Source organism: Roseburia intestinalis L1-82, assembly GCF_900537995.1.
Classification (GTDB): Bacteria; Bacillota; Clostridia; order Lachnospirales; family Lachnospiraceae; genus Roseburia; species Roseburia intestinalis.
This window is the reverse complement of the sequence record NZ_LR027880.1, coordinates 231917-258642: the sequence shown is the minus strand read 5'-3', so window position 1 is coordinate 258642 and position 26726 is coordinate 231917. Positions and strand designations below refer to the sequence as shown.

At 42.0% G+C, this 26726-nt stretch carries 18 protein-coding genes and 2 pseudogenes; 5 read left to right on the top strand and 15 right to left on the bottom strand.

What is annotated here, in order from left to right:
* Window positions 1-11 precede the first annotated feature (11 nt).
* A complete protein-coding gene (locus tag RIL182_RS01230) occupies window positions 12-965 on the bottom strand; it encodes an ABC transporter permease (protein ID WP_006856797.1) in 954 nt (317 codons plus the stop codon).
* 338 nt (window positions 966-1303) lie between these two features.
* On the opposite strand from RIL182_RS01230, the gene RIL182_RS01225 reads away from it, so the two are divergent.
* Both RIL182_RS01225 and RIL182_RS01220 read left to right on the top strand, forming a co-directional pair.
* Window positions 1304-2332: a LacI family DNA-binding transcriptional regulator gene (locus RIL182_RS01225; protein WP_006856796.1), complete on the top strand. Its 1029-nt coding sequence runs from the start codon at window positions 1304-1306 to the stop codon at window positions 2330-2332.
* Between the two features lie 283 nt (window positions 2333-2615).
* A complete protein-coding gene (locus RIL182_RS01220) occupies window positions 2616-5450 on the top strand; it encodes an endo-beta-N-acetylglucosaminidase (protein ID WP_022112292.1) in 2835 nt (944 codons plus the stop codon).
* 84 nt (window positions 5451-5534) lie between these two features.
* On the opposite strand, the gene RIL182_RS01215 is transcribed toward RIL182_RS01220, so the two are convergent.
* The 12 genes from RIL182_RS01215 to RIL182_RS01160 form a co-directional block, all read right to left on the bottom strand.
* A complete protein-coding gene (locus tag RIL182_RS01215; protein ID WP_022112291.1) occupies window positions 5535-8243 on the bottom strand; it encodes an alpha-mannosidase in 2709 nt (902 codons plus the stop codon).
* A gap of 104 nt (window positions 8244-8347) precedes the next feature.
* On the bottom strand, window positions 8348-9637 hold the full coding sequence (locus RIL182_RS01210; RefSeq protein WP_006856794.1) for a glycoside hydrolase family 125 protein: 1290 nt from the start codon (window positions 9635-9637) through the stop codon (window positions 8348-8350).
* Between the two features lie 46 nt (window positions 9638-9683).
* Window positions 9684-10769: a GntR family transcriptional regulator gene (locus RIL182_RS01205; protein WP_044998942.1), complete on the bottom strand. Its 1086-nt coding sequence runs from the start codon at window positions 10767-10769 to the stop codon at window positions 9684-9686.
* A gap of 43 nt (window positions 10770-10812) precedes the next feature.
* A complete protein-coding gene (locus RIL182_RS01200) occupies window positions 10813-11757 on the bottom strand; it encodes an ROK family protein (protein ID WP_044998904.1) in 945 nt (314 codons plus the stop codon).
* A 221-nt stretch (window positions 11758-11978) separates the two neighbouring features.
* Window positions 11979-12287 (bottom strand): MmcQ/YjbR family DNA-binding protein, encoded by a 309-nt coding sequence (locus tag RIL182_RS01195; protein ID WP_006856880.1) that lies wholly within the window; start codon window positions 12285-12287, stop codon window positions 11979-11981.
* Window positions 12288-12331: 44 nt separating this feature from the next.
* Window positions 12332-13525: a GGDEF domain-containing protein gene (locus RIL182_RS01190; RefSeq protein ID WP_006856793.1), complete on the bottom strand. Its 1194-nt coding sequence runs from the start codon at window positions 13523-13525 to the stop codon at window positions 12332-12334.
* Window positions 13513-13704 (bottom strand): glycosyl hydrolase-related protein, encoded by a 192-nt coding sequence (locus RIL182_RS01185; protein WP_260048025.1) that lies wholly within the window; start codon window positions 13702-13704, stop codon window positions 13513-13515. The genes RIL182_RS01190 and RIL182_RS01185 overlap by 13 nt, the downstream gene beginning before the upstream one ends.
* Window positions 13705-13731: 27 nt before the next feature.
* Window positions 13732-14106 carry an MmcQ/YjbR family DNA-binding protein gene (locus RIL182_RS01180; protein WP_006856791.1) on the bottom strand — a complete coding sequence of 125 codons (375 nt, stop codon included), beginning with the start codon at window positions 14104-14106 and terminating at the stop codon, window positions 13732-13734.
* A gap of 39 nt (window positions 14107-14145) precedes the next feature.
* Window positions 14146-15267, bottom strand: coding sequence for a lysozyme inhibitor LprI family protein (locus RIL182_RS01175; RefSeq protein WP_006856790.1), 1122 nt, complete (start codon window positions 15265-15267; stop codon window positions 14146-14148).
* A gap of 30 nt (window positions 15268-15297) precedes the next feature.
* On the bottom strand, window positions 15298-17415 hold the full coding sequence (locus tag RIL182_RS01170; RefSeq protein WP_006856789.1) for a methyl-accepting chemotaxis protein: 2118 nt from the start codon (window positions 17413-17415) through the stop codon (window positions 15298-15300).
* Between the two features lie 106 nt (window positions 17416-17521).
* Window positions 17522-18055 (bottom strand): hypothetical protein, encoded by a 534-nt coding sequence (locus RIL182_RS01165; RefSeq protein WP_006856788.1) that lies wholly within the window; start codon window positions 18053-18055, stop codon window positions 17522-17524.
* On the bottom strand, window positions 18052-19257 hold the full coding sequence (locus tag RIL182_RS01160) for a hypothetical protein (protein WP_006856787.1): 1206 nt from the start codon (window positions 19255-19257) through the stop codon (window positions 18052-18054). Before RIL182_RS01160 ends, RIL182_RS01165 begins: the two co-directional genes overlap by 4 nt.
* A gap of 358 nt (window positions 19258-19615) precedes the next feature.
* Between RIL182_RS01160 and RIL182_RS01155 the strand changes: the two genes are divergently transcribed.
* Window positions 19616-20785, top strand: a complete 1170-nt coding sequence (locus RIL182_RS01155) for an IS110 family RNA-guided transposase (RefSeq protein WP_118592507.1) — start codon at window positions 19616-19618, stop codon at window positions 20783-20785.
* Between the two features lie 101 nt (window positions 20786-20886).
* Here the strand turns inward: RIL182_RS01155 and RIL182_RS01150 are convergent, their stop codons facing one another.
* Window positions 20887-23184 (bottom strand): hypothetical protein, encoded by a 2298-nt coding sequence (locus tag RIL182_RS01150; RefSeq protein WP_044999182.1) that lies wholly within the window; start codon window positions 23182-23184, stop codon window positions 20887-20889.
* 319 nt (window positions 23185-23503) lie between these two features.
* Here RIL182_RS01150 and RIL182_RS01145 point away from each other — a divergent pair.
* Both RIL182_RS01145 and RIL182_RS01140 read left to right on the top strand, forming a co-directional pair.
* Window positions 23504-23887: pseudogene (locus RIL182_RS01145) on the top strand (aldo/keto reductase); the annotation flags it as partial.
* Window positions 23881-24099 (top strand): annotated as a pseudogene (locus RIL182_RS01140) (transposase); the annotation flags it as partial. The pseudogenes RIL182_RS01145 and RIL182_RS01140, both read left to right, overlap by 7 nt.
* Before the next feature lie 460 nt (window positions 24100-24559).
* On the opposite strand, the gene RIL182_RS01135 reads toward RIL182_RS01140, so the two are convergent.
* A complete protein-coding gene (locus RIL182_RS01135) occupies window positions 24560-26701 on the bottom strand; it encodes a glycosyl hydrolase 53 family protein (RefSeq protein ID WP_044999204.1) in 2142 nt (713 codons plus the stop codon).
* Between the last annotated feature and the right edge of the window lie 25 nt (window positions 26702-26726).

The following is a 26726-nucleotide window of genomic DNA, read 5'->3' as shown; positions in this document are numbered from 1 at the left end:
TTGCTATCCCCCTATATAATCGCGCTGTCTTCATCAACTTTTTTTACCAGCCAGTTTGTAAGCAAAATAGTTGCACAACAGCATACAGACTGGAAGAATGAAGCCGCTGCTGTCTTTCCAATTGGTGCGCTCGACTGGATTGCTTTGTAAATATATGTATCAAATGTAGATGCAACGTTGTACAGGGACGCCGGTATTCCACCCGTTGCCTGATAAAACAGACCAAAATCAGAATAAAAGATTTTTCCTGCATCCAGGATCAGCATCATGATCAGAACGGGTTTGATGCATGGCATTGTGATATGTTTTGTCTGCTGCCATTTGGTTGCACCGTCCATAACTGCCGCTTCATACAGAGACGGATCAATTCCGGTGATCGTTGCCAGGTAGATGACCATTCCATATCCCATGCCTTTCCAGATCCTTAAAAAGGTAAGGATAAACGGCCAGTATTTCGGTTCCTGATACCACATGATCTTTGTTCCACCAAGTGCAACAATGATATTATTTAAATAACCTTTTTCCGGCGTTAATACTGCATAAACAATATAACTGATCACAACCCATGACATAAAATACGGGAAAAACATCATCGTCTGATATGCTTTTGATGCCAATTTATTCCGCAAATTGCTCAGCATCAGCGCAAATCCTACTGCAACGGCCGCTCCCAGTGCAATAAACACAAGATTGTAAACGATCGTATTTCTCAATAACATCCAAAAGGCATTTGATTTAAAGAAATATGTGAAATTAGACCAGCCCACCCAGTCACTGTGAAGCAGATTATAGATAAATCCATGCCCCGGGCTCAATTTATAATCTTTAAATGCAATGATAATTCCAAACATTGGAAGGTAAGAAAACAATACAAACCATATAAAAGTTGGAAGAGAAATCAGTGTTAAATCCGTATCATCTCTTGTCCAACGTCTTTTTCCCTTCTTTTTCTTTATCTCTTTCATCAGTCTCCTCCTTTACTTTTGTTTCCCTGTTTATGAACAAATATTAACTTTTATTTTATATTTTGTCAATAATTTTATTAACTTTTTTATCCATTTGTCGTCACTTTTGTTGTTCTTAATATATTTTTATATAGCATTTTGTGCATTTCAACTATTTTTCAGTTGTTTTTTATTAATCGAACCGCCTCTTGTTAACATTTGTTAATTTTTTTGTTGCAAACATCATCTCTTTAATGCTATACTGTACTTATAATTTCAAACTACATACCTGTCTTTTATTGACTGCAACTACACATTTTTCTATTTGTACTATAAATCTAAAAAGGAGTATTTCTACTATGAGTAAAGTAACTATGCAAGACATTGCAGATGAATTGGGGATCTCACGCGTTACGGTATGGAAAGTATTTAACAATCATTCAGGCGTTTCAGAAGCAGTTCGTGAAAGCGTACTTCAAAAGGCAAAAGAATTAGGATATTCCAAATTCATGCAGGAGCCCGCCGCAATCCCTAACGACCCGCAAGAGGATAAAACAGTCTCTTTAATCGTATCCCGCCCGGACTCCTCTACATTCTGGACAAACATTATCCATAGATTAGCGCAGGAACTGGCAACCCATAATATTAACCTTCTTTATACTTATGTGCCATCCTCCTATACACCTTCTTACTCCTTTCCCTCTGCCCTGACCAACGGAACTGTCTCTGGGGCAATTATTCTGAATGTATATGACACGAAAATGGTTGAATTAATTAATAACACTTTAAACATCCCTAAAGTGTTCCTTGATACGGTACCCGAAGTCGGCAACCGTGCTTTACATGGCGACCTGCTGCTGATCGAGGGCTATAATACCATGTATGAAATCACACAATCCATACTGGAAAGAGGCATTACGAACATAGGCTTTATTGGCGATATCCATTACGCGATCACGAACAAAGACCGGTATATTGGTTTCTGCCATTGCCTGAAAGATCATAATATTCCCTTAAATCCAGCCATCTGTCACACGGATCCCATTGGTATTTTCTCATATCATAATGATCTGTATGCCTTTTTGGATTCTATCCCGGAACTTCCACAGGCTTTCATTTGCGCAAGTGACTATATTGCCCATTTTCTTCACCTGTACCTGACAGAACATCCGGAGCGTATTCCAAACGGTATTATCCTCACCGGATTTGACGGAAGCAATGAATATACGAACATCAACGGACTTCTCACAACCGCTTACGTTCACACCAGCCTTCTGGGAAAAAGACTTTCTTTACAGATCATCTATCGAATGGATCATCCTGATGCGCCCTTCGAGCTGACATATATCAGCCCTGAAATTGTGTACCGGGATTCTATCGTAGACTGACCTTTCAAATTCTGTTCATCATCTTTCATAGCAATGTTATCAAAAGTTAACAGAGTTGTTTGTTATGTTTAAATAAATTAAGCAGATAGCTCAAAAATTTAAACTTATATTTGTGAACTATAGAGAAAAAGCACAAAATACAACATAAAAAGTTGACATTGATAACAAAAACGGATAACTTTATGATAACATATTATTAACAAATGATAAGGCGAGTTAAAAAATATGTTTAAGAAGTAACACTATGAAAAGACGGTGGGAGAAAAAAGAAAGGAAATGTTTTATGAAAAACAAAGTTTTAGGAAGAAGATGCATTGCCATTTCTCTGGCAGCAGCATTATCTGCAGGCTTAACAGCCTGTGGCAGCACAGGGGGTGACACACAAGCTGCCACGACGGAAACAACTCAAATAACAGAAACAGCTCAGACGGCGGAGAGAATTTATTCTCTTACGGAAGAGAATGAAAATCAGGAGCTTACGATGGCGCGTCAGCCGGAATCCTCTTACTGGTTTCCATCTGAACTTTTAAGCTGGGATGCAAAAACAGATGAAGATTTGCGTTTCAATGTAAGTACCGTCCCCCTTTCAGAGCGCGCCGCAAGAGAACATTTGCAGACAGTAAACTCAACTCAGAACAAAGAAACAAATATCATGGCAATTTCCATTATGAACAGCAGTACCAGTGGAAACCCGCCTCATGGTCTGAATAAAGTGAATGCAAATACTTTCACCTACTGGCAGTATGTGGATACGCTGGTTTACTGGGGTGGTTCTTCCGGAGAAGGTCTCATTGTACCGCCAAGCCCTGACGTTGTAGATGCAGCACATAAAAATGGCGTAAGAGTTCTTGGAACTGTTTTCATGCCTCAGACCGCACATGGCGGTAAAATGGAGTGGTTAGAAGACCTGCTTGTAAAAAATGAAGATGGCTCTTATCCGGTAGCAGACAAACTCATTGAAGTTGCGCAGACTTATGGTTTTGAGGGCTGGTTCATGAACCAGGAAACCGAAGGAACCGATGAAGAACCGCTGACTGCAGACCATGCGGCGCGCATGCAGCAATTTATCCAATATTTCAAAGAGCAGGCACCGGACCTGGATCTGGTCTACTATGATTCCATGACCGTGGACGGCAAAATGGATTGGCAGAATGCATTGACAGAAGAAAACCTGGCTTATCTTGTGTCTGAAGACGGAGACCCCGTCGCCGATGCAATGTTTTTAAATTTCTGGTGGACTTCAGACACCCTTGCCGATCAGGAACTTCTGAAGAAGTCTGCCGCGCTTGCTTCCGAAAACGGTATTAACCCTTATGATCTCTATGCGGGTGTAGATATCCAGAGCGAGGGCTATAATACGGAAATTAAATGGGATTTATTCGAAAATGAAGAAGGCGGGACCTATACTTCACTGGGACTTTACTGTCCAAGCTGGGCTTATACTTCTGCTGATACGATCCAGAATTTCTGGAAACAGGAAAATAAACTCTGGGTCAACTCCATGGGTGATCCATCCGCAGATGTCAAAAAACTCAGTAACACACAGTGGAAAGGCATTTCTTCTTATATAGTAGAGCGTACACCTTTGACATCTCTTCCGTTTGTAACAAATTTCTCTACAGGGAATGGTTACAGTTTCTTTAAGAACGGCAGCCAGATAAGCTTACTTGACTGGAACAACCGCAGCATCGCAGATATTATGCCAACCTACCGTTATATTATTGAAAACGGTAACGGCAATAAATTAAGTGCTGATCTGGATGTAGCAGATGCTTACTATGGTGGAACAAGCCTCATTTTAAGAGGCAATATGGCAAAGGATACCTCTTCCACAATTAAGTTATATGCTGCAGAACTTACCGCTGCAGACAATATGATCTATACGACTGCTGCAAAGGCAAAGGGAACAGAAATTACTTTAAATGCGGTACTTGAATTAGAAGATGGTTCTGTTGTGACATTAGAGGGTGACCAGAACGTCGGTGAGGAATGGACCGTTGTCTCTTATGATACTTCTTCTATCATAGGAAAGACGATCAAATCCATCTCTTATGAGATAACTTCTGCTGAAGATGTGAGCGGACTGCAGTTACGTTTCGGTAACATCACAATGATGGAGGCAGATTCCGAAGAAAATGCAGCCGTAAGCAATCTGGAAGTATTAGATTCCGAGTTTGATGAAGATGGAATGTATGCAGGTGTACGTCTTGCGTGGAGTTCAGATATAGCTGCTGATTATTATGAAGTTTACCGTGTGAATCAGGATAATTCCAGATCCCTGCTTGGCGTATCCAACACAACCAGTTTCTATATCAACACACTTCCCCGTACAGATGATACCAACAAGTCTGCCTTTGAGGTCGTTCCAGTCAATGCAGCCTTAGAAGAGGGAAACAGTGCACAGGTCGTTATGGATTGGCCAGACAACAGTCTGCCGAAAGCAGATTTTGCAGCAGATGTAACACTGGCTGCACCAGGTACGAAGATTACTTTTGAAAGTTTATGCTCTGCAAATACAGAAACCGTAAACTGGACATTTGCAGGAGCAGATATCGAAACAGCAGAAGGCGAGAGCGTATCGGTATCTTATCCAGAAGAGGGCATCTACAGTGTTAAGGTAACAGCGGTGAATAAGGCTGGAAGCATTGAGAAAGAAAAAGAAGGCTATATTGTTATCACCTCAGATGCAGCAGATGGTCTTGTACTTCTTTCCCAGGGAGCAGGAACCGAAGCAGACGCATATGTAAATGAAAACGAAGCGCCGGAGTTTGCGGTAGATGGCGATGTTTCGACGAAATGGTGTGCAACAGGAGCTGCACCTCATGAAATTACCCTTGATTTAGGCGAAGTGAATACCGTAAGTGCAGTTGACATTTTCCATGCAGAAGCAGGTGGCGAGAGTGCAGACATGAACACGAAATCTTATACCATTCTTGTCAGCCAGGATGGAAATAGTTTTGAAGAAGTATACAGCGTGACAAAAAATACAAATGGCACGACGCACAATGCATTTACACCAAAAGACGCACGGTATGTGAAACTCGTAGTAAATAAACCTACACAGGGAAGCGACAGTGCTGCGCGTATTTATGAGATTGAAGTTTATGGAATAAAATAATTTAAACTCTGTAAACACAAAAGGACTGGCATTGCTGAATTTTTATCAGCTTACTGCCAGTCCTTTTTTGTGCGTCATCTCTGTTTATGCTCTCCATCCGATCGTCCGGATCTCATGTTTTCCTAATACGATTTCATTCTCTTCTTTCTGTAGCTGGTCTTTTTCCAACAGATCATAGGTATAAACTTCAGGCTGTGAGACAGAAACCGTCGTCTCTTCATCCGAAAGATTGCAGAAGCGCAAAATCACATCCCCGGTCAGCATACTGTGTTTTAATGCTGTCGGAACTGCCTGTAAATGTTTCATTTCTACAAACCGGTAAGTCTGTGGCAGGGTTCCCGCCTGTCTTTCCATTCCCGCGGTCTGCCAGTCTGTCTGGAACTGGTATGCCTCCTCGTAGGAATGATAAAGTTCCTCCCCTGCGCCATGCGGGATGATCTCATATTCCGTGGTCTTTTCGCCCAGGCACTGTGCTTCCGGTGTTAAAAATACACCCCAGTCTCCCAGCTCGCGCACACCACGGTGAAGTGTTACTGCGATCGTATTTTTTCCGTCACGCAAAATCTCATACTCTGCAAGACCTTTATTGGCGATGGTGAGTCCATATGCATCCTCATGCACATTGACAAAGCACTGCTGATGCTGGGCATTGCAAGGATTTTCCCACGTATCTGCCGGTACGTTCGGGCGCTTTGCCACCTCAAATACAGAATCTGCGTAATGGAAATCTGTATGTAATCCCGTCTCAAAAAGGACGCGCAGACGGTGGTCTTTGATCTGGTTATTGAAAGTGGTCTTTACTTTCAGTGCTTTTCCGTGCTTCTCTAAGGTATACTCTGTCACGATCTCAAATGGAACCAGATGACTGCCGCGGGATGCCTTGCGGTGTTTAAACTCTACAAGATCCTCGATCTCTCCTGCCAGCGTCTCATCGGCTGCATCCGGGAGCATCATCGTATGTTTCACACTGACCACGGCGCGGCATGCGTTATCTTCTGCCACTGTGATCTCTGCTTTCGTCCCTTTTGTCGTCACCGGTACGTCATTTACCGGGGCAAAGAAAATATATTCGTTTCCGATATCCCCGCAGTCCTCAAAGATACCAAGTCCCCTGTATACATGGTCTGTCTTTTTATCGGTCAGTTCCACAGAACCGTCCGGTTCAAAGTGTGCCTTTAAAAACTCATTTTCCAGTGTATTTTCTGCTGTGATCAATGACTCCACAGTATTGATACATTCTGCACTTGCATGTTCTGCACTCTGATGTCCCGCTGCCTCTGCCAGCACATAAGTGTCCCATCCAAATGCCGGCACATCGGCTGCTTCCATGGTGATCTTTACGCGTTTTGCAATATATGGCTGGCGGAATTTATCTTTTGGCAGGTCATAATTAAAATGATTTGCAATTTCAGTGACAACCGCCGGGATCTCTCTCCCGTCTTTGTCAAGTACGCGGTATTCCGGGAGTTTCTTTTCATGCATGCGTGCTATCACTTCGGCTAACGGTGCCTCACTGAAATACATGCGATCGGTTTCTAACTCCATCTCCACAACACCTGTGCGGTCCCAGCCGGTCGTATTGACCACGACAAATGGAATGTTTCCTTCCTTCACTGCACTGGTATTGATCTTTCCTTTCAGATAGTCCATACACATGGAAATAATGTGCAGTGCCACCTGTTCTGTCTTTTCAAAACGGGTTATCATCTCACGATGTACATCATCCACGCTGCATCCGCAGATACTGTCGTGCGGATGATTCTGCATCAGAAGTTTCCATCCATAAGTAAACAGATCCTGCGGATATTCCATCCCCTCTTTTGCCGCAATCGCAGCGAGCGGTTCTGCCACTTTCTCAAACAGCATCTCACAGCGGACATTCCACTGTTTGATATAAATGCGGGAGGATGCTGTGTTCGCTAACGTATACCATCCATCCGTCTTCTGGCTGCGCAGTTCGCCCGTGATCATGTTCAGATCGTCCGGCAGTTCCTTTTTTATCTGCTCCACATAACCGGTGAAATCAGAATGTACGAAATCCACATCCGGGTACAGCGCATTTGCCGTGCGGATGGCAGCTGACAGATCCGTCTGTACCGGCTGATGATCACAGCCATTCATGAATAAAAGCTGGTCCGTACCGGCATAACGCACAGCATCTGCAAGTTTTTTATCCCAGTACACTTTTGACTTTTCTTCTTCCACCGGCACTTCTGCGCCGTTGTTGTACCAGTTTGCAAATAAAATGCCAAGCACCGCAGAACCGTCTGCTGACTGCCAGTTCATCTCAGAATAGGCAGACTCATAGGCGTCGGCCGTCTGATTATTAAATCCGGTCGGTTTTACACCTCTTCCGAATACTGCCGTGTCAATGCCCGCCTTCTTTAAAAGCTGCGGTGCCTGCCCCACATTTCCAAAGGAATCCGGAAAGTATCCTGTTTTTGTCCACTTTCCGCCAAATTCCTGTGCAAGTTTATAACCCATCTGTAAGTTTCTGACATTCGACTCACTGCTTGTCAGAAATTCATCCTGCAATACATACCATGGACCAATTGCAATCCTGCCATCCCCGATCAATTTCTGCAGACGTGCACGGTTTTCGGGGCGTACCTGAAGATAATCTTCCAGCATGATGGTCTGTCCATCCAGATGAAAATATTTATATTCTTGATCTTTCTCCATAGTATCGATCAGTGTATCCATCATTTCAATATAAAGCATATGATGTTTTTCATATGGAAGATACCATTCTCTGTCCCAGTGTGTATGAGAAATAATATGCGCCTTTTTCATAGTGCTCTCCATTCCTGCCCATTTAGGACATTATAAAAATCTCTGCTTCTGCCTGTTTCCATTGATATCCCATATTTATGCACAGGCACAGATATCTTTTTAAATCAAAGGGTTACTTTCTGTCCGCAATAGTCCAGTATCAGTTCACAAAATACGGAATTTGCCCATGAAAACCACGGACGTGTAAATTCTTCCGGGTGATCCACATGAAATGACTCATGTACCAGATTGGTCTCCGCATCACAGTCTGCGATCATCTCAAGCATTTTTAATTTTTCCTCCTTGGAATCAGAGGTAAGTCCCTGCATTGCCAGTGCCATTGGCCAGATGAAACGCGTGTATGTGTGTGGGCTTCCGATTCCCTCCGCGCACTCTCCGCTGAAATAATATGGGTTCTGGTCACTTAAGATCACTTTTCTGGTGTTCTGGTATCTCTCATTTTTATTGTCGCAATAGCCATAGTATGGCATCGCAAGAAGGCTTGGCAGATTTGCATCATCCATTACAAGATACTGGCCGAAACCATCTACCTCATATGCGTAGTATTCCGTTTTCTGTGCCGGAAGGATAGCAAGTGTCTCGATCGCACTTCTCACTTCCTTTGAAAAAGCATCTGCCTCTTCTGCCAGTTTCTCATCATGGTAGATTTCACGGGCAATCTCTGCTATATTTCCAAGGATGACGGAAGCTAACATATTTGACGGGATCAGATATCCATATACACAGGCATCATCACTCGGACGGAACCCCGACCAGATCAGTCCGACGTTGCTTTTTACCAGAGCACCTTTTCCGTCCCTTGAGAGAGTATCGGTAAAACTGCAGTTTTCTCTTTCAAATGTATATGGGGAAGCATTTTCATGATCCTGTTCCGTTCGGAATACGCGGATCACGGCTTTTGCGGCTTCTAACCATTCTCCGGTAAACTGCTCCGTACATCCTGTATTCTTCCAGAGCAGATAGGAAAGCTGTACCGGATAGCATAAGGAATCGATCTCATATTTCCGTTCCCACAGCTCCGGTTTCATATCCGTCTTGTCATGATCCCAGCACTGTCCGTCGCCATTTTCATTAAATGCATTGGCATATGGATCTAAAAGAATGCACTGCATTTGTTTTTTGATCAGCCCGCATACCAGTTCCACAAGTTCCGGTTCTTCCTTTGCAAACAATAAAAACGGGCGGAGCTGACATGCCGAATCACGCAGCCACATAGCAGGAATATCCCCCGTGATCACAAATACTGTATCATTTTCTTTTATTTTAATCGTTGTCTGAAGCGTATTCGAAATGCACTTTTCAAACATGACCGCGATCTTGCTGTCTGCACCAAATTTTTCTTTTACAAGAGCAACCGTACGCTCGATCGCTGCATAATTCTCTTTTATTTTCATCTTAATCTCCCTTCTTGTACTGTCTTTTTCACACGAATCTCCTGCTTTATAGAATCCCCGATATCTGATAGGGAATTATAATATCCTCGTTCTGTTTCTTTCCGGTTGTAATTTCCTCCAAAAGTGTGACTGCCTGCTGTCCCATCGCAAATTCATTCTGCCGCACATGGATAAAATCATCCTGCTCATAGATCTCATCAATGCCATCAAATACAGCAATCTTTTTTGAAATCCCATGCTCTTTTAAATATTTCGAAAAAAGCACCCCGATCCGGTATTCAGCGGCAATATATGCCGTACATTCCCTGTTTTTTTCCAGGATCTCTGCAATCTGCGCATAATCAAATTCCCGACATTCTTTTTCAATATCCTCTGGAATGTGGTTATATTTTTCAAGTTTTGCAAATGTCCCATTGGCATCTTCATATTTGAGCATACAATGAGCAAATCCTTCGTAGCGCTCATGGATCGTTGTCGTCGTAACGGACGCATGCGTCAGAAAACAGATTTTTTTATGCCCCATTGCGATAAGTATTTTGGTAACTTCGTTCGCCGCTTCATAATTATCTGTTCTGACACACGGGATTGAAATGCCCTGCATCCTCCGGTCCATAAGCACCAGCGGATACCCGTTCAGTGCCAGTTCTAACACCTTACTGTTATAATTATCCCCCTGTGCGCAAAGAAGCAGAATACCTTTTACTCCCGCACGGATTGCTGCGTCGATCGCCTGTTTTTCCTTTTCGATACTTCCATAAGTACACTTAAACAAAAGATCTGACTGTCTCCTGTCACATTCGCTCTCAATCCCCTGCAAAAGCCGTGTGCCAAAATCGCTTCCAAACCCATCGAATATTACACCGATCCGCTGATTGGCAGTCCCCCGGCTCTCCTTTTTCATCTCCACAGCAGCAGCCGGACTGCACACAAAAGAACCTCTTCCCGGCTCTCTGCTGATCTTTTTTTCCTTTGCCAGCATATCCATCGCCTTTTTCGCTGTAATACGGCTTACCCCATAAAGCTCTGCTGACTCTTTCTCCGATGGCAGCCGGTCTCCCGGCTGGTAATCTCCATTCTGTATTTTTGCAAGCAGATCCGCATAGATCCGCTCATACATAATTGTTTTTCCCATTGCCGCCTCCGTTAATCTTTCTGTGACACTGCGCATTGCAATTTTACACTACCAGATTTGCTGCTCCAATGATCCCAGCATCATTTCCAAGTGCAGAGGTCACGATGTCGGCAATATATCCATGACTGCCACCGAAACACATATCTTTCACCAGATCCTTAAGCGGTGCGGTCAGATTTTCTTTCTGCGCAGCAACTCCTCCGCCAAGGATCACCTTTTCCGGCCGGAACGTATTGATCACATTTGCAATTCCGCATGCGAGGTAACCCTCATATTCTTTTATAACTTCCATGCCAGCTTCATCTCCGGCTTTTGCGGCGTCAAACGGAATCTTACCATTCATCTGTTCCAGGTCATTTTTACACATCTCATTCATGACAGATTCCGGGTGCTCTGCTGCCTTTTCCCGTGCGATCCGAAGAAGTGCAGACGCAGAGGCATATGCTTCCAGGCAGCCTTTTCTTCCACAGGTACAGCGAACGCCATCATGGTGTATAGACAAATGTCCTAACTCACAGCCTCCCGGCATCCCACCGCGAAAAATCTTTTTATCCAGGATCACTCCACTGCCCACACCCGTTCCAAGTGTCAGAAGAACTGCATTTTCTGCACCTTCTGCCGCACCGGCATATACTTCTCCCAGTGCCGCAGCGTCCGCATCATTGGCAATTTCAATTCCCACATCCAGATGTTTTTTCAGTTCTTCTACGATTGGTACATTTTCCCAGCCAAAATTATTAGAATACAGGATTACTCCCCGCTTTGCGTCGATCGTTCCCGGACTTCCAATTCCGATCCCCTCACACTGTTCCAATGTCATGCCTGCATTTTCAAGCATCTGTTGTACGGCATCTGCCATGCGTTCCACCAGCATCTGATACGGCACCGTCAGATCGGTTGGAATTGTGATTCTCCCAATAATCTCATTTTCCTCATTTACCAGCCCCATTTTGATGGACATACCGCCCATATCGATCCCCAGTTTCATTTTTTCCTCCTTTTTATATGTCATTTATATATCATTTACATATTATTTATATTTATTAATATATCATATCCAAATCGAATATATCATTTTGTTGTGTATTTGTAAAGACAAGACTTACACGCAACGGAAAATTACTGCTCACCATGTTCCCAACGAAAAAAAACATCTGCTTTCTCCGTTTGATGCGGAAAAATCAGATGCACTTCTGTCAGAAGCAGGTACTATTTCCCTGCCTCTTCCAATATCTGTTTCTGTACTTTTTTGCTGAAACCGTGCAGTACGGTATCATACGCAAAATCTATCATATTATAAAGTTCCTTCTCCGGGAAATCATCCAGATAGATCGTATTCCAGTAAGGTTTCTGAACCTTCGAACAATGATATCCTTCCATGATCTTATCCGGGTAGACCATCCGGTAAAACTGTGCTGTATCCGCTGTACATTTCATTTGCTTATGATTCCTGCAGCAGCCAATCTCAAAGGCCGATCTCGTTACCTTAAAAACAATTAATAACGAGAGCGGCCGCATATTTTAGTGTATTTGTAAACCCTTTTATAAAAAAAATGATATGACTATATTTTACGTTTCTTGCACAGTTGTTTATTTTCGTACATATAAACATCCGCCTTATCCAATAACATCTGCATGGTATACGCACCATCTTCGTCCGGGAATGCCCAGCCGCATGCATAGTCGATCTGTATTTGATTTTCATTACTATTTAATCTGTCTTTCTCTCTGTATAAACTTTTTAACAGTTCCTCAACTTCTGTTTTGCTTGTGTGATAAATAACTGCCATAAACTCATCTCCGCCATATCTTCCAACAAAATTTTTTTCCGGTATCACACTGCGTAAAAGCTGGGCGAAATCCATGATCAAACGGTCTCCTGCCGAATGTCCCATTGTATCATTCACAATCTTCAGATTATTTAGATCAAACATCATGCAGGCTGTAGACTCTTTCACTTTCTCTGGGGTATTAAGAAGCAGCTCGCAGGCATCTTTATTAGGTAATCCGGTATGGGCATCCGTATATGCCTTCTGTTCTAACAGTTTATTATTCATTGCCATTTTCATTGCTGTCAGCGTCTGCATAATGATCAAAATCACCAGACAAAACATATCAAGTGCGGACAGAAACTCTATCGTGCGGATCTTTATAGCAATCTTTTCTGAATAATTTTCTGCAGCAAATACCGTTTCATCTGCCATCTCAAAATAGATTTCACTCATATTTACAATATCTGTATTTTGGTAGCCTTTACTTCTCACTTCCCCAATTTCTGTTTTTAATTTTTCCCAATATTCACTCTGAATCCGCAGCTTATCCTGATATTCTTTGTCATGGATCTTTACCAGATCATATTGTCCTTCCTGATATCTTAAGCCACTCAGAATATTATCCAGATATTTTATCAATTCATCCTTCTGGTTTCCTGTGATTTCTAATTTTACCTCACGCTGTGTCGCTCCACGTACCAGACCCGCATAATTTATTACACGTGCAGTCCCTTGTAACCTGTTAATCTGTATTATCATAAAAACAATGAGAAATATTAATATCAATATCAGACAGCTTTGTATGATGCCTATTATATTTTTTATTCTCTTATCCGACCGTATTTCTTTGTTCATCACCATCCCTCTCGTATTTACCCATAATAACATTTTTTCAAAAGAAAGTCTATCTGATATATTCCGAACTTCTGAATCATAAGTATTTACAATATTCCATACCCACTCTGATCCGTTTATCCTCTCCATCCGATCGTACGTATCTCATGTTTTCCTAACACGATTTCATTCTCTTCTTTCTGTAACCGGTCTTTTTCTAACAGATCATAGGTAAAAATCTCAGGCTGAGAGACAGTCACCGTCGTCTCTTCATCTGAAAGGTTGCAGAAACGTAGAATGACATCCCCCGTAAGCATACTGTGTTTCAGTGCGGTCGGAACTGTCAGAAGCAGTTACTATTTCCCTGCCTCTTCCAATATCTGTTTCTGTACTTTTTTGCTGAAACCGTGCAGTACGGTATCATACGCAAAATCTATCATATTATAAAGTTCCTTCTCCGGGAAATCATCCAGATAGATCGTGTTCCAGTAAGGTTTCTGAACCTTCGAACAATGATATCCTTCCATGATCTTATCCGGGTAGACCATCCGGTAAAACTGTGCGGCATCCGCTGTGCATTTTAATGTAATTTTATAGTTTCCCTCATCCGGATATAACTGCGCAAATATTTTATCATTCAGTTTGTAGCAGACCGGCACTTTCCCAAACGGGTATGCTTCACATGCCTTATGCTTACTGAGACAATATGCTTTGATATCTTCTGCCGTCATGATTTTCGCCTCTTACTTCTGTTTTTCTCTTATCTTTCATTACTTGAGATATTCGATCAATTCCTCACAGCGTGTCATGGTAAGTTCTGCTGACTTATCATAATAAGCTGCTGTTCCAGCACTTCCATCCCCATACTCATCCGAAGCAGCCTTTGCTTTTGCTTCTTTATCTGCGATCCAGGTCCGCTGTTCTTCAAGTATTTTCTGATACGCGTTCTCATCCGTATCATTCTTTATGAGATTCCAGATATAATTCAGACACTCATCCATGACCTCATATCTTTTTTGGGAATCATCGTTTATCTCACTCTGTGACTCCGCTTTATCGATCTCATCCGTCCAGTATTCATAACTTGACGTATAACTCTCAAAAGTTGTCTGTGCATCCTCTAATGGGGACAGTTTCTTATAAGAATAGATTCCCTCTTCCTGTCCCTCATTTACAAGTGCCACCATCGTAAGCTCTGTATCACTTTTGTTTGCCATGGAAAGCCAGGAATATGCCTCTTCCGAAATTTCGCTGACCGGTGTCCCCTCCAGGTAAACCAGAAAAGTATCTGTACCGGTCAGACCATATGCATCTGAATAAACGTACTTTGTTCCATCTTTGATCTCTTCCCTGCCAAATTCATTTTCCTGATAGGAAATATCCGCAAGTGTCATCCGGTAACAATGGTCGTTTACCTGTGTCAGATCTTTAAAATGTCCATTGAATACGCTTGTATACACGGTTCCGTTTTCATAATCGTCCCCGGCATCTCCAAAATCTGAATCACGATACTCACCGCTGAAATGCCCGTCGGAATCAATGGTAAAATCCGTAGACCATCCACCTGCACCACTGCAAAACTTGAACTGATATTCTGCAAGATCCGCAAATGTAAGCCCCTCGGTGTTTTCTGTTCCTGTGCCGTTTTGGGCACTCTCCTCTGTGTCTGTATTACTGTCTGCATTATTCTCTGTGGATGCATCTTCCGTATCTGCATTTTCCTCTGTAGCTGATGTTTTCCGGGTACTGTTTTCCGCAGCGTCAGACTGCTGTAATGCACTGTTTTCATTCGATGCCGCTGCACCTGAACTGTTTATATTTCCATTTCCACATGCTGCCACACCGATCAGAAATGCTGCAGTTATAATAGATAATGCCGCTTTTCTCTTCAACTGAATTGCCCCTTTATCTACTTTTCTTTTCTAATTCCCATTGTAATTCCTGCTTACATATTCTTTGATCGGCTCGCTATCCTCCGGCATTCTGCACCCAACGATGAATTCACCTTCATTGTTGGAGCTTCGGATCACGCAGCCGGTCAGCGGCTTATTTCCAATTACTGCAAAATCTTTCACATCCAGCTGGACATTTCTGCCTGTCTGGCTTGCAAAAACATTGTCACGCACAGAAAATGCAAAACCGTTTGCACTGATATTTACCATTTTTCCGGAATATGTTTTATCTGTTCCCTCTAAGCGGATGGTACATGCATTAGAGATCGGCATACGAGGATATTTTCTTCGGTTATATACCTTCGGATTGGATTCAATATGCAGTTTATACTGACCTTTTTCACCCTGTCTGACCGGATGGATCTCAATGTCATCCCAGTAATACAAGACATTGTCAACTACAATATGCAGTTTACATAACTCATGTTTATTCTTCTTGTCAACAAAGTCTTTCACTCCACTTTCTGCGGTTACAAAGAGATCTTTGCCACTGCAGTCCGCAACTTCGCCTGCATACTCTTTTTTACTGCTGTCATCATTTAATGCAATCGTGATCTTCATGCCAGGTTTTACATCCTGTACCCCCATGAATCCGCCGACGCCCAGCTCCTCCATAAGTTTGCCGACAACACTCTCAATATCCAGTGCACTCTTGGCACTTGCCTCGTATTTGCTCAGCATCGTCCTGGTTGTCAGTTCCGCACCATTGATGCTCTGTGTCATGACTTCCATGACTTCGCCGACCTGCTGCATATTGTCCGTCAGTGTCTGGTTGGATGTCTCCACTTCTTTGACTGCGCTGTCTACGACCTTGATGTTTTCGCCAAGGCTTGTCGCATCGTTTGTAATATTTGTCACACTCTGGTTGACATTCGATACTTTTTCAATATTGACCTGGATCAGTTCCACGGTCTCTGAGATGGACTTCATCATCTTCTCGGAAATTGCTTCGAGTCTTGACAATGCTTCCATAATACTGTTGGAGGAAGCCTGTGTTCCACTGCTCAGCTCGCGAATCTCATTGGCAACTACCGCAAATCCCTTGCCGGCTTCTCCGGCTCTCGCTGCCTCGATGGATGCATTTAAAGCAAGTAAATTTGTCTTTGAAGTGATACCTTCAATCGTACTGGTCTCTTCTTTTACATTCTTAAACTCAGCCTTAAAGTCCTCAAGCACCTGCTCTACTTCTTTGGAAAGTGTCGCCATCTTATTGGTGATCTCCACCACCTCAACCAGCTCTTCCGCGCTGATATTGGCATGATCCACCGATGCCCCGATGAGCTGTACCACCTGCTCCATGAGACCGGCAACATTTTTTACCTGCGTATCGATCACATTGGTCATCTCAACAGAGGAAAGTGTTTTATCATTGAGCACTCCATTGTTATCCGCAAGATTTTTCATATCATTCATGACATCATTAGCGCCGGTGCGGTTCTCATCTGCAAGTTCCCTCACAACCGTTACACCGTCCACGATCTCATTGCTCGCCTCTTTGACCTGCTCCACAGTCTGTACGACGCGCGCCAGATTAGATTTGATAGAAGCCGTCAATGCACCATCCGATTGTACCAGATGGGCGATTGCCATATTGGTACATCCATAACAGCAGATCACAATTGCAAACTGCAGGACACATTCCTCGCTTGCGACGAAATCCATCATTCCTTTTGCCAGACCTTTATACAGATTACTCGAAATCAGTACAAATAACGTGATACCCATCATTGTCCGGATAAACTTCGGATCTTTATAAAGGATCAGAATGCATACTAACGGTAAAATAAATACATAAGAAACTTCATCTAAAGATGTCCACGCAATTACCGCATAAAATATCAGGTAGCCAAGTCCTACCACCCATTTATACCGCAGACTGTCAGCATGCTTAAATCTCAGTAAGATCCTGCCGCCAAGATACGACAGCCAGCCTGCAACAAAAAAGCCTGCAAAATACGCTTCCTTTAACTGTCCCCTGCCGACTTTTATTCCGTAAAACACGGACGCTATCAGCAAAAGTACAAACCACGTGATACTCGCCCTCTTGTTTGCTTTCGCAATAAAAAAACTCTCATCATAATCCTGCATAGCTTTTTATCCTCTCTGTAAAAATTCACGATACACTCTTGTTCCAGTGTATCACAAATAAAGGGGAATAGCTAGAAATTATGCTGGAAATCTGTCCAGATCAATTTTAACAACACTTCAACCCGGCTTTCTTACACGCATCATAAAAAATAAACAGCTCTGTCTTTTCAAAATCCAAATGAGCCTCATACTCCTGCTGCGTGGTCTCAAATTCAAGATTACTCCTGCCATGACATTTTATTTTCATCCTGTAACAGCCTTTTTTATCATGCATACGATCAATGACCATCATTTTACGGACTTCCGTGATCTCATCATGCTTTACGATATAGTCCTTCCCATTCGCTGAGATTTTAACAGAATCCTCCCGAAAGCTGATCCCCAGTTTCATAACACCATTGGTTCGTTTTTCTCTGATAAAATAATACATGCATGTCACAAAAACCGTAACCGCCAAAGCAATTTCCGGCATATATTCTTCCATGTCATGGTTATGGATTATTCCCATATGGTCAAACAGACTATACACCACAAACTGCAGCGCAAAACAGCCTGTAAACAGGATTACCGCATGCAGTTCCCAGCGCTTTGTACGAAAGACACTGTCGTTTACTGTGATATGATATTCGTTTTCCATCATTTTGTACTTCTCCGTATATTCCCCTCTCTGCTCCTGCTCATATCAATAAAGATATGCAGCACCTCCTGCTCCCTGCCATCATCAAATATGATTTTCTGCCGGGTTACATTCAGCCAGGGATATTTATGCTCAAACTTTTTTATATAATAGGGAGCTTCATCAAAAGCCAGACACTCTATGCCGGCTATCCCCTGATCAGCAAAATCTCCGCCCGCTCCATTCTCTATATAATCGCTATATTTCTTCCACGCCTCTAAAGATTTATATAAATTTCCAAATACAAGCATAAATGATAACGGTTCATGTCTTGTATTGTTTCCCATGATTTTTCCCATATGGTCTTTAAACACAGCTTTTGACGTATTATCATTCAATACAAATGCTTCCCCTATTTCATGTTGTCCTTCATCATAATAAAATGTTAAATCAATCTCTGATGGTGAAAAAACACCGCCATACTCATATCCAGTGTTTCCCATTTTCTGCTGGTCATGGACACATATTTTTATGTTGTCCCCAAATAAATGATTAAATATTTCCCGGAATAATATTGTTACATTGTCCTCATACAATTTATATTTTACATTTTTTTGATCCAAACTATTTTTAGAATCTGGTTTGTCATCTTTCAGACCTTTTTCATCATTTTTAATGATATGTACTAATTGTGGTCCAAAATTATATAGAACATCACAGGTCGTTAATACGGCATCAACCAATAATGTTTGTCCTGGTTTTTCTATTTCCGTAATTCCTTTTGCCAGGTAATACGAGCCTGCCTTTTTTTCAAATGTCTGTGCCCAGAACACCCGGATTGCATCTGAAATATCCTGATAATCATGATTCAAACGCATCCCGGATGTTATCTGTTCCACCTTACTTTGATCCGTATCCATAACCTCATCCACAGACATTGCCAACTCATATTTACTTTTATTGGAATAAAATGAAAGAAGATAATCTTCCCCCATACGTTTCTTTTGCCGGACGACAAACCATACATAATTTTCCCGCTGCTTTTGCCCCCAGCATTGGATTTTTTCATCTTCTATGATTCTGCAGACCCACTCAAACTGATGATTCACATATTCTATATGTTCTTTTTCCCCCTCTTCACCAGAAGATAATTCCCTGTCCAAAAGATACAGGTAATTTAAATAAACTGATGCAAACTGCTCATCTTTATCCTTTGACTCTATCATGCTCCTCCAGATCTGATCTGCTTTCGTAAAATCCTTATATCCCTCGATTTCTGTATAAACGATTGCCTGAAAAAATTTATTATTCCCCTTGTATGATAATTAGGAAGTTAATTATCACATATTTCCTTTCTTTTAATATCGTGGTTCAATACAATTCAGATACTATGGACTTTTGATTTGTTTTCTGTAGCTTGACTACTCAACTGGAGTGTATTGCCACTACCTTTATCTGAATTGTTTATTAGCTGGATGTTGCCGGAGTGTTTTTCACTCAGAGTACTTATTTCTATCAAGTCTACGATGATAATCGTTGGTGGACATCATGGTATCAGACTTTAGGAAAGGGAGGTACAACCTCATGAAAATTTACGTAGGCATTGATATTGCCAAACTTAATCATTTCGCCGCTGCGATTTCTTCCGACGGTGAAATAATCATTGAGCCGTTCAAATTCACAAATGACGCTGATGGCTTCCAACTGCTGGTCTCTAAACTCGAATCATTCGATAAGAACAGCCTCATCATCGGTCTTGAGTCAACGGCACACTACGGTGACAACCTTGTTCGATACCTTGTTACTGAGCTTTACCAAGTGTGTGTGTTGAACCCCATCAAAACCTGTCAAATGCGAAAAAATAACGTTCGCAAAACTAAGACAGATAAGGTCGACACTTACGTGATTGCTAAAACTCTTATGATGCAGGACAACCTCAGATTCGTCAGCTTCTTCGATCTCGATATGATGGATCTTAAGGCATTGGGACGTTTCCGTCAGAAAACCATAAAGCAACGTACCCGATTGAAAATTCAACTGACAACCTATGTTGATCAGGTCTTTCCGGAGATTCAATACTTTTTCAAATCCGGTCTGCATCAACACGCTGTCTATGCTTTATTAAAAGAAGCACCTTCTCCAAAAGAGATTGCTTCCATGCATATGACTCATCTGGCAAATCTGCTCAAAGTGAACTCACACGGACACTTTACCAAAGAACAGGCCAAAGAATTAAGAGTTCTCGCACAGAAGTCTGTCGGTGCTAACGACAGCGCTATATCTATTCAGATAACTCAAACCATTCAACAAATCGAGTTACTGGATAGCCAATTAGAAAAGATTGAAGCTGAGATGACGGATATCATGAAATTCAACGATTCTGTCATCATGACCATTCCTGGTATCGGTTATATCAATGGTGGAATGATTCTTGGTGAAATAGGTGATATTCACCGTTTCTCCAATCCTAACAAGCTGCTTGCTTTTGCCGGTTTGGATCCTTCTGTTTATCAGTCTGGTAACTTTCAGGCTAAGACAACAAGGATGTCCAAACGTGGCTCTCGTGTTTTACGATATGCCCTTGTAAATGCAGCTTGGAACGTTGTCAGAAACAACGCAACCTTCAAGGCTTATTATGATGCCAAGAGGGCTGAAGGCCGGTCTCACTACAATGCACTTGGGCACTGTGCCGGCAAGCTTGTCAGAGTCATCTGGAAGATGCTCACTGGCGAAGTAGAATTCAACCTCGAATAAGAGGTCTGTATACCAATATCGATAGATTTTGAAAAAGCACCCTAAGGGAGCTCTATTAAAGTTACCCTTTTTTACCACCGATATGAAAAAGAAATTTTTTGCTAATTTATGGTTGACTTTTCATAGCTGGTCTCCAGAATCGACTTATACTCGCCACGGATGTACTTTAATCTCCATTTCTGATGTAATGCATATCTTACAACATCACTTTTTTCCGGCAGATTATTTTTCTTCCATCCGGCTAATTTCTTTTCTATAAGGTCTTGTACTGCTGGATATAAACTGGCTATTTTGTTATCTAAAACAATATCGATTGCTCTTTCATCATGAAAAACATTCAGGGAATCTATTGCAGCTTTTTCATTGATCTTATCTATCAGTTTCGTTTTAAATTCCTCATCTGCCGCTGCTTCAAAATAGACTAATAAATCCGGGATGTCTCTCTCTAACAGTTGTTCCATTATATACTTTTCTGAGTTATTTGTACTTGACAACGTTTTTATACATTTCGCTATTATATCCTCGGCGGAATATATCTGCATATATGAATACTCAAAGTACGCTCTGTTCTTTTTGCCTTCCGCTGCCTGCTCCTTCAACAATGCCTGCTCTAAAACCTCAATGAAAACTGACTTGACGACCTCATCTTTTTCTTCCTGCATGTCCAGGATATTATAGAGAATTTCCAGCAATTTTTTGAAATAATAATATGGTATCGTATCTTCTGCATTATCCAGATCAATTCTTGCAAAAAGCCGCTTCCTTTTCTCAGAACTGTTATTTTTTTGAATATACTTTTCGTATAAACTATTACATATCTCCGGCTCCAAATAGGATACATCCAAAAATTTTATATGTTCTCCCCTGTTAAATACAATCTGATATCCCTCCCAGACCACTTCGAGAAAATCATCAAAGTAACCACATTCCTGACGATCTGGCTTCATGTAGAACCATCTTTTGATACAAATCAGGATCAGATGGTATGCGTTTACCCACTCCACAGTATTTTCCAGCTTAAAAAGTTCCTGAAAATAGGAATGCATATCTTTCCATATAACCTCAAAATAAGTCTTCGTCCCAACAAGATCAATGATTTTTACCAATAAAGAATCCTCATGATATTTCTTCTGCGTCTTTATGTACATTAAGTCCAGCAGACACATTCCTATTTGCTGACCATTTAAAAAGTTTTTTCTTTTGCAGCCCTCCTCAAATATTTTTTGTACGATTTCAACTACCGTATGCTCAAAAATCTCCTCACTTAACAAAGAATTCCTCTGACAGCGGACCAGTTCCCGGAATGCCATATAAAAAGTCCCTTTTGTAACAAACATTTCATATAATAAAGACGGACTATAATGATAAAACATATAAAACTGACAAATTTCATCATACTTTTCGAGTTGACCACAAAAACTTTTGCTGTCGCCATCTGTTCCCCATTCCATATATAAAAGCATTGGATACAGGATCAGCATGCTGTCATATTCATGTACATCCTCGTTTCTATAGTATTCGAATCCATATTGATTATAATTCTTCCGATCCAGTACACGGTTGCCACACCATAACCCTACATGGTTATATTTATCTGGATTTTTTAAATATCCGGCTGATTCAAACAGTCTTTTTTTTCTATAAAATTCATTTGTCTGTTCCCAGTTCGGAATATCCATCTTATAGAAAAATTCATCTTGTATATAAAGAAATAAATTCCTTCTCTCCCCGTAGTCCAAATATTTGAAAATGTCATATGTTCCATGTAATGCCCTCGCAAGTTTCATCCATTCTGCAGACTTTTCCTCTTTCCACTCCAGCCATAACCCAGCTAATGCCTGATCTATCTCATTCCAATATGTGTATGCACGATACGCATAATAATTATTGTTTTCCATCACTAAATAATGCTGCTGCACAAACCAGTCCACATCCGGCAGGTCACGGTATAATCCTCTCCACTTTTCCAGCTTATTTTCCGGATCGGAAATTTTTATATTATATTTCTTTCTGGCTTTTTTCCCAAGCCACACAAGAAAACGGATAATTTTCTCGTCTTTATATTCATTGTCAATTACGATTTTTTCCCAAATTGACAAACTTTTTAAAGATGAACTCCACCGATCATACATTACAAGAATCCAGCCATCCTGTTGTAACTGTTCAACGGTAATACCGATATGTTCCTGTTTCTCATTGTATTCATCATAAAGAAGTTTCAGATTTTCCTTAGAGTAAAAGTCCCCACATATTTCTGCATCTCTATAAAAATCTTTTAATATATCTGGCAGCGGAAAATCAGTTGTTTTCTTCCTCTCTATTTTCTGCCCCTTTTCCAATGTACATAATGAAATCTTATCTAATATATGCTCACTATCCCATATTGATAATTTATCCATGGTTTTATCCCCCAACGCTTTGTGGCCCCTCAAATATTCCTTATTATACACTCTTTTCACACTTTCATGAGCCACTTTTTCTATGATTTTACATTTTTATGTGGGACTTTTTCATTATTTATCACATTTTTATGAGCCACTTTCTCTGGCTAAAGCATTATTTTTAATTAAATCACATCACTTTCTGCACGATCTGCTCATCCTCATTTTGAATTTCATTTGTATTATCTGCCTTCCCATGCTTGATAAATAATGTCCGAAATATCAGTATAAATATATAAAGGAGATTTAGGCTTGACAGAATAGGAAGGAATATCAAATGGAATACACAACATTAAATAACGGCGTAAAAATGCCAATGTTAGGTTACGGAGTTTATCAGACACCGCCGGAAGATACGGAGCGCTGCGTCTTAGATGCGATCTCGATTGGCTACCGCAGCATTGATACGGCACAGGCATACGGCAACGAGGAAGGTGTCGGCAATGCGCTCGAGAAATGCGGGTTGCCGCGCGAAGAGCTTTTTATCACGACAAAAATATGGATCAGCAATGCCGGCTATGAGAAGGCAAAAGCATCCATCGAGGAATCCTTAAAGAAGTTAAAAACAGACTATGTCGATCTTCTGCTGATCCACCAGCCATTTGGCGATTATTATGGAACTTACCGTGCGATGGAAGAGGCATATAAAGCAGGGAACCTTACATGGAACGATGTGAAGATATCCGTCACACGATAGGCGTGAAAGAATTATATGACCAACGGAAAGAAACGATAGAACGGATATTTGGAACAGCAAAAGAGAACCATGGATTTCGTTATACGCAGATGAAAGGAAAAGCTCGAATGGAATTAAAAGTCGGGCTTACATTTACGTGCATGAATCTGAAAAAGCTGGCAGAAATGCTCCACAAGAGAGCACTCAAAAAACACTGTTTTTGCATACTTTTCAAAAATATGTGTGATAACAGGACAAGTTACAGAAAAGCAGCACTCGAGTGTTAAATCAAGTGCTGCTTTGTCTACAGTCTGAAAAGAGTCGCTTGCGACTCTTTCGCGCTCGAGCGGTGCTGTTTACAGCAAACTTCTTCTCCGCGAGGTGCGCATCCCGCCCGGAGGGCTTTTTCATTCATAGGACGTAATTTCCTATGAAGATTCGGGTGTCAAAAGGTGGCTCACAACTTAGCGGCTGGCAAATTGCACAAAGCCGAGGCTGTTTTTGTGACTTTGGGAGAAAAAATGAAAAAAAGCATGTCTGCCCCAGAATATTTATTCTGAAACAAACATGCTTTTTATTCATAAGATTCAAATGTCCGCCAAGCGTCCATCCTTTGATTGAACCAAATCTACAAACTATTTTGATTTAATGAAACGATCAGTCCGAAATCCGGTTCAGCGTGAAATCATCCACTGTTCCCCAGCTGCCCACGTTACACTGGAACCGTACCCCAATCTTAACCGTTCCATCCGTAACCTTAATCTCCTTAATCGTCGGATTCTGCCAGTCATTGTAGGTGGTCAGCATAAACGGAGCCGTCTGCCCGCCATCTGCTGTCACTGCATACAGTTCCATGGACGCATCCGATGACATATCACCGCCCTGTGAAAATACAGACAACTGATACGTCCCATTCTCCAGACCGGTCACTTCCTGCTCAATGGAAAATTCCATATCCGAATCCCCGGACCAGAAGTGAAATGCGGTCTCACCGGAATGTGCATCATCCGCTTTTACCTGATAATCAGTCGGATCGGCTTCCCCTTCATAAGAGACTTTCCACATTGAACGGTTTTTATCTTCAAAACCTGGATTGACCGCATAATTTACCATTTCCACTTCCACATGCGCGGTAACAGTGGTTCCCTCTTCCAATGCCCCTTCGATCTCATAACTGCCGGCTTTCGTGGTATCGATTGCCTTCATCTGTGTCTCATTCCAGCTTACAGATTGTTTTTTATTCTGTGAACGGTCATTGTATACAACATCAATACTCTCCGGCAGAACCAGATCTTCGCCTACATTGCAGGAGACGTAAACATCCGGGATATAGTCAACTGCAAGCGGCGCTGTTGCGCCATATTTTAAATACTTAAATACATTCAAAGAAGCCAGTGGGTGTCCGGTAAAATCAAACATTGCCTGATTGTCCCAGGAACAGCCTCCATAGTATAACCCTGCATCATCCGGGTCATACTCAGCCGAATAACTGCTTGCCCAACCGCTTCCGTATTTCTCCCACAGAGCGGAATTATCCGCATCGGCTGATCCGACAGGGATCCATGTGCCTTCCCAGTAAAAGACACCTTCCACTCCGGCCTCATTTGCGGCTGCACAGATATCACGGATCACTGTTGCCTGACTCTGTACCGTTGCACCGTAACCGTCTGTCAGGTCATCGGTTCCTTTCAGGCTGTTGCTAAAACCGTCTCCATCCTCAGATGTATAACAGTAAGAAGTCTCTGCAATATATACTTCTTTTCCGTACTTATCCTCGATCAGTTTTGCTACGTTCTGCATATTTTCATTGGTTCCGTCCCAGAACGGATAAAAGGAAAGACCAAACATATCATAGTCCACACCGGCATCTTTTAAATTTGCTGCCATCGTATCGATCTGGTCATTATCCTCAATGTTCGTATAATGTACGGCAACTTTAATGTCTTTTCCATAAGACTCTGCCACTTCTCTCACTGCCTTACTTCCGGAATTTAAAAGCTGCATCACGGCATCCACATCTGTTTCCCCGGACATACCGTTATTGATCTCATTTCCGATCTGCACCATCCCGACATCCACACCGGCATCTAACAGCTTTCCAAGGCTCTCTGTCGTATAATCATAGAGTGCATCACTCTTTTCATCGACTGTCATACCTTCCCATGCCTTCGGTGCATGCTGTCTTTTCGGATCTGCCCAGAAATCTGAATAGTGAAAATCAATGCAGACCTTCATTCCGTATCTGGCTGCACGCACGCCAAGTTTCATGGCAGTCGTCAGATCATTGTTTCCGCCGCCATAGCCATTACCGTTCTCGTCATACGGATCATTCCATACACGCAGGCGGATATAATTGACTCCGGACTGTGCAAGTGTCTCAAACACATCCTGCTCTTTTCCATCGTAGCCATAATACACAGCCCCGCTGTTTTCCACAGAAAGAACTGCGGATGCATCCATGCCTCGGATAAAGTCATCCGAAATATCAGCAACCGGTTGCACAAAAATATCAGACTCCTCCGGTCCGTCCGGCAGCGTGAATGTTGTAACTTCTCCCACCGGCTCAATCACATCTTCCGATGTATCGTTCTCCTGTACTTCTGTCTGTGTTTCTGATTCCTGCTGTGCCTCTGATACATCCGCTGTCCGGGCTTCATTCTGTGCTTCTGTTGTTAAAGAAACGTCTTCTGTCTTTGTCCCTGTCGTTCCGGCAGAATCCCCACATCCTGCCAGAAGAACAGTTCCAAGACTTACGCTGACACATGCCGCCAGTAGTTTTCTGTAAACCTGTTTTTTCATAATGTTCACCTTTTCTGTGTGTGAA

Excerpts from the sequence above, each read along its gene's own strand:
- RIL182_RS01200 (WP_044998904.1), bottom strand. The coding sequence starts at position 11,757 with ATGAAACTGGGGATCGATATGGGCGGTATGTCCATCAAAATGGGGCTG.
- RIL182_RS01215 (WP_022112291.1), bottom strand. The coding sequence starts at position 8,243 with ATGAAAAAGGCGCATATTATTTCTCATACACACTGGGACAGAGAATGG.
- RIL182_RS01210 (WP_006856794.1), bottom strand. The coding sequence starts at position 9,637 with ATGAAAATAAAAGAGAATTATGCAGCGATCGAGCGTACGGTTGCTCTT.
- RIL182_RS01155 (WP_118592507.1), top strand. The coding sequence starts at position 19,616 with ATGAAAATTTACGTAGGCATTGATATTGCCAAACTTAATCATTTCGCC.
- RIL182_RS01195 (WP_006856880.1), bottom strand. The coding sequence starts at position 12,287 with ATGCGGCCGCTCTCGTTATTAATTGTTTTTAAGGTAACGAGATCGGCC.
- RIL182_RS01190 (WP_006856793.1), bottom strand. The coding sequence starts at position 13,525 with ATGGAGAGGATAAACGGATCAGAGTGGGTATGGAATATTGTAAATACT.
- RIL182_RS01205 (WP_044998942.1), bottom strand. The coding sequence starts at position 10,769 with ATGGGAAAAACAATTATGTATGAGCGGATCTATGCGGATCTGCTTGCA.
- RIL182_RS01180 (WP_006856791.1), bottom strand. The coding sequence starts at position 14,106 with ATGACGGCAGAAGATATCAAAGCATATTGTCTCAGTAAGCATAAGGCA.
- RIL182_RS01220 (WP_022112292.1), top strand. The coding sequence starts at position 2,616 with ATGAAAAACAAAGTTTTAGGAAGAAGATGCATTGCCATTTCTCTGGCA.
- RIL182_RS01160 (WP_006856787.1), bottom strand. The coding sequence starts at position 19,257 with ATGATAGAGTCAAAGGATAAAGATGAGCAGTTTGCATCAGTTTATTTA.
- RIL182_RS01225 (WP_006856796.1), top strand. The coding sequence starts at position 1,304 with ATGAGTAAAGTAACTATGCAAGACATTGCAGATGAATTGGGGATCTCA.
- RIL182_RS01135 (WP_044999204.1), bottom strand. The coding sequence starts at position 26,701 with ATGAAAAAACAGGTTTACAGAAAACTACTGGCGGCATGTGTCAGCGTA.
- RIL182_RS01150 (WP_044999182.1), bottom strand. The coding sequence starts at position 23,184 with ATGGATAAATTATCAATATGGGATAGTGAGCATATATTAGATAAGATT.
- RIL182_RS01170 (WP_006856789.1), bottom strand. The coding sequence starts at position 17,415 with ATGCAGGATTATGATGAGAGTTTTTTTATTGCGAAAGCAAACAAGAGG.
- RIL182_RS01230 (WP_006856797.1), bottom strand. The coding sequence starts at position 965 with ATGAAAGAGATAAAGAAAAAGAAGGGAAAAAGACGTTGGACAAGAGAT.
- RIL182_RS01165 (WP_006856788.1), bottom strand. The coding sequence starts at position 18,055 with ATGATGGAAAACGAATATCATATCACAGTAAACGACAGTGTCTTTCGT.